The sequence below is a fragment of the Flagellimonas hadalis genome, from assembly GCF_007785775.2.
Lineage (GTDB): Bacteria > Bacteroidota > Bacteroidia > Flavobacteriales > Flavobacteriaceae > Flagellimonas > Flagellimonas hadalis.
In genome coordinates, this window is the sequence record NZ_VNIK02000026.1 from 1 (window position 1) to 4,557 (window position 4,557).

Below are 4,557 nucleotides of genomic sequence, written 5' to 3' on the forward strand. Positions count from 1 at the left end.
TCGTGGCCGCGTCCTGCGCGTTGGTAGGGTCCGCGATGTTCGTGATGGCCGAACCGCCACCATCGTTACCCTCGGCAAGTACCTCTGTCAAAGTTTGGTCATCGGTATTTATTAAAGCCGCTAAATCAGTTAAGGCTACCGAAAATGTATTGCCCTCAGAATCGGTTATCACCAAATTCGTGTTCGTACCATCAATCCCGTATGCAGTGATAGTTGTATTGGTGTCCGTTAACGTATCACTCAAACTACTCAAATCGACATTGACAGTGCCTCCATTCTCCAAAGTAAGTGATAAGGTATTGGTGGCATCGTTAAACGTGAACCCTGTCAATTGCTGATCATCAGAGGAAGTAAGTTCCCACGAGTTCCCATCCCAAAAATAGATAGTGCCCGTATTGGTATTCACATATATATCTCCTGTATCCGCACCAGATGGAGTGGTCGCTCCCGGGCTGGACACTGCAGTTCCTTTGAGAACCTCGCAGTTGCATTGATCCTGCAAGGTTACTGTGGTTTGTGAAAAGGCAATTCCTGTAAAAAGTAGAAACAGTAGGGCAACAATGCTCTTTTTCATGAGGTCAATATTAGTTGAGGGTCGGTAATTCTTGTTCTTTATACTATGTTTTGTAGTGCTTTCTCTCTTATTCAGCACTTTGCATTTTATAACACTGTACAAAATTACCCCTACATTCAGGAGCGGAAAATATTTGTTGTGTATGACACTTATCCAACTGTATAGCACTTAAATCCTGAGGTTTCAATGCAAAAAACATGATTTTGAAAAACCGTTTATCGATGAAAGCAGTGCTGATAGCGGTTGCGAAGGAGCTCACCTTAATGGGAAAAAGATTACATAAACCTAAAAAAAGCCCCATTTATGCAATTCAAGGGTTGCTTATGGATTGTGAAGGCTTACAGTACTGATGAAATCAAACAGTGTTTTTGGATAAAAAGCCCAGTCATTTTAAAGAAGAGGAAATGACTATTCTTATCTGTGTCCAATCCACCGTTGGCCACAAAAAAAACATGCGAACAAGTCCCTACTTTAGAGTCATTCGCATGTCCGTTGCCTGTTGATCAGGCTTAAAATTATTCAAAGATGATGAACTCCGATCTTCGGTTCAACTGGTGCTGCTCGTTGGAGCAAGGGACACCATTAAAGCATTCGTTGACCAGTCTGGTCTCCCCAAATCCTTCGCCTTGGAGCCTATCAGGAGATATTCCTTTGGAAATCATATAATTGACCGTGGATTCCGCTCTTCTTTGTGATAACCAAAGGTTATAGGCATCGTTTCCTCGGCTATCGGTATGTGAATTCACCTTGATCTTCAAGCTGGGGTATTTTTCCATGGCCACAATCACTTTCTGTATTTCCAGTTCTGCATCCGGGCGGATGTTATATTTGTTCAGATCAAAATATATCGTGCTCAACTGTAGCAATTTGGCCAAATCGTCCCCAAAACCTCCGGTGATCACATCCCGTTCCAAATAAAAATCAATGATACGTGGTTTACCGTCTGATCTGTTCAGGTATTCCTCCGCCGGCACATAGCCATCCCTAGAAGCCCTGACAAAGTTGCCTTTGGAACAGTCCAGTTGGAGGATATAGTTTCCATTGGAATCGGTTATGGTGGAAGAGACTTCCCTATTCTCCTCATCGATGACCACCACAGTGGCACCAGCCAACACTTCATTGGAAATCCGGTCCCTGACCGTTCCTGTCACTTCTTGAATACAATCCAAGACCAAGGGTTCGTTCTCCACAAATTGGTAGATATCGTCATCCCCCATACCTCCTTCCCTGTTGGAAGAGAAATAGCCCGACTTGTTCGCTATGTCATAAATAAAGGAAAAATCGTCGTTGGGACCGTTGATGGGCCTGCCCACGTTCACGACTGGCTGATCGTATTCATCAAAGGCAATCTTTGTGGCAAATATGTCCAATCCACCCAAACCTTGATGGCCATCCGAAGAAAAATACAGGACACCGTCCTTGGTGATGAACGGAAAGGTCTCCCTGGCCATGGTATTGATGTTCTTGCCTAAATTGACAATGGGACCATAGGTTCCATCGCCAATGATCTCCGTCATAAATATGTCCGACTCGCCCAGACTTCCGGGCATATCGGAAACAAAATACAGTCTTTTCCCATCCGGGCTCAGCATAGGGTGTGCCACGGAATAGGAATCACTGTTGAACGGCAGTTCCGTGATATTGGTCCACATCCCATTGATGTTTTCCGCACTATAGATCTTCAGCCGAATGATGCCCTCTTCATCCTTGCCCTTTCTACCATCCATAAAATTGTTACGGGTAAAGTACATGGTCAGGCCATCCTTGCTCACCACAGATGTGGATTCATGAAGTCTAGTGTTCACTTCCCCTTCCAGCTTCACGGCCTTACCGCTCGACACACTGTCCACATCGACCTTATACAAGTCCAAAAAGTCCCTGGAGTTCCAAGTGTGTCTATATCTGGCCAAATTCCCAGTGTCCCTGTCCGAGGCAAAAATGAGCCCTTTTTCGTAGTAAGAGGCGGCAAAATCGGAGTATTTGCTGTTATAGTCGAACTGTTTTACGGTATATCTTCCCGAATTCTTCTCGATCTTGGCCATGTAGTCCTCATCAATGTCGAGGTCTACCGATGTCATCTGTTTGAACTCGGCCATCAAACGGGAGGCTTCTTCGTAATTGCCCAATGTTTTCAAACTTTGTGCGTACCTGAAAATATCCTCCACTTCCATTTCATCGGGATAGGTCTCTTCCATTCTTTTATAAATGGCAGCGGCCTCGGTATACTTGGCATTGAAGTAGTATGAATTCCCCAAGCGCTTCAATAGGTCCGAAGAAACATAGCCCCTATCCAGTACTTTTTTGTAAATATCTATGGCCGGACTGAAAGAATATTCCTTGTATTGTTGGTCTGCCCTTTCCATGACCCTTTCGAGCTGTTTGCCCTGAATGGTATCCTGTGCAGACATCTTGACAACACATCCTGAAAATATAATGAGAAGTATGAGTGTTCTTTTTAACATGCTTGACCCGTATTAAAAGAATCTTGGTGACACAGTTCGTTGAAATCTCTTCAATAGTTCCAATCTCAGGAATATTTCAAACGACCCATCATTGAACTGGGTCCCTCCCAATTCGGTGGTCTCCCTATCATAGGCCAGACCTACCATAAGCTGTTCCGTCAACTGAAACCCTACCAGACCACTCAGAGCGGCATCCCATCGGTAAGCAGCGCCAAAACTGAACTTGTCGGCAAACAGAAAGCTGGCCGAAAGATCGACCTGCAAGGGCGCCCCGCCAACAGCCTTGGTCAGCAAAGCGGGTTTGAATTGCAGATCGGGGCCCATATCGAACACATATCCGGTAATGAAGTAGAAGTTCATGCGCTCCGCGGATTGAAAGTTGACCGACCCATCTGAATTATCATTGTCGAAATATTCGGATTCCAGCACATTTGGTGCGGACAAGCCTGCGTAAAAGCGATCGGTATGGTAGTACACGCCAAGTCCAAAATTTGGATTGAACTTGTTATCGATATTGTCCTGGCTCACCACTTCTTGGTCAAAGTTCCTCAAACCATTAAAATCCAAGCTGAGCATGTTTCCGCCCAACTTCAACCCGAAGGACAACTTGGCATCCATGGCCACTTGTATGGTATAGGATATGGCCGCGTCCAAATACGTTTCCTGTACTACGCCATCCCCTATGTTGTCGTTTACGATAGATATACCGTATCCCAACCTGCTGTTCCTGATGGGGGAGTGAAGGTTCAAGGTAAAGGTCTCCGGCGCCCCGTCAAGACCTACCCATTGCGAGCGGTATAGTCCGGCAAAGCTCAACTGTCCCCTAGATCCGGCATAAGCAGGGTTTACACTCATGGTGTTGTACATATATTGCGTGTACTGCGCATCTTGTTGGGCCATGAGGCCCTGAAATGTTATTCCAATGAACAAAAACGGAATTAAAAAACTCTTTTTTATCATTCTCTCTATGGTTACCTGCTTATATATATGTATTCGGAGTCCGTAAAACTTCCTTCCGCCGTTTCATAATTAAAGATATAAAAATACACCCCGGCAGGAAGATAACCGTTTACCCCTATGGACGACCTTCCCCTGGAACGACCATCAAACACATTGTTGATGTTGTCATAATTTGTTCCTTCGTAAACCGCTACACCCCATCGGTTGAAGATTTTCAGCGAGCTTGAGCGTATTTTGTCCACTCCCCTGATGAAAAGGAAATCATTCTTCAAATCCCCATTGGGTGTCAGCATTTGGTTCACTTCAATTTTTTCATCACCTGTACCATCATTTTCAACCTCCACCGTCACAATTGCCGTGTCGCAGTTGTCCGGATTGGCTACCTCGCAGATAGTGTAGCTGATGGTGTACGTACCCTGAGCAGTATCAGGTTCCACGCTCACACTGCCGTCAGGGTTGATGGTCAACACATCGGTTGGCGTGGAGGTCAGGATCACATCCGCAGGGTCAATTGCCTCCCCGTTCAAGGTATCGTTGGACAACACATTGCTGTCCGGGATC

General features: G+C 45.4%; 4 protein-coding genes. All 4 read right to left on the bottom strand.

Features of this window, described 5'->3' with window-relative positions; translation table 11 throughout:
- A partial coding sequence (locus FOT42_RS17790) for a hypothetical protein (RefSeq protein WP_151891781.1) occupies positions 1–652 on the bottom strand: 652 nt, incomplete at its 3' end.
- Positions 653–1,089: 437 nt separating this feature from the next.
- Positions 1,090–3,036 carry an OmpA family protein gene (locus FOT42_RS17795; RefSeq protein ID WP_151891782.1) on the bottom strand — a complete coding sequence of 649 codons (1,947 nt, stop codon included), beginning with the start codon at positions 3,034–3,036 and terminating at the stop codon, positions 1,090–1,092.
- A gap of 12 nt (positions 3,037–3,048) precedes the next feature.
- Positions 3,049–3,996: a PorP/SprF family type IX secretion system membrane protein gene (locus FOT42_RS17800; protein ID WP_151891783.1), complete on the bottom strand. Its 948-nt coding sequence runs from the start codon at positions 3,994–3,996 to the stop codon at positions 3,049–3,051.
- An 11-nt stretch (positions 3,997–4,007) separates the two neighbouring features.
- The coding region (locus FOT42_RS17805; RefSeq protein ID WP_192938443.1) for a gliding motility-associated C-terminal domain-containing protein at positions 4,008–4,557 on the bottom strand (550 nt) is incomplete at its 5' end.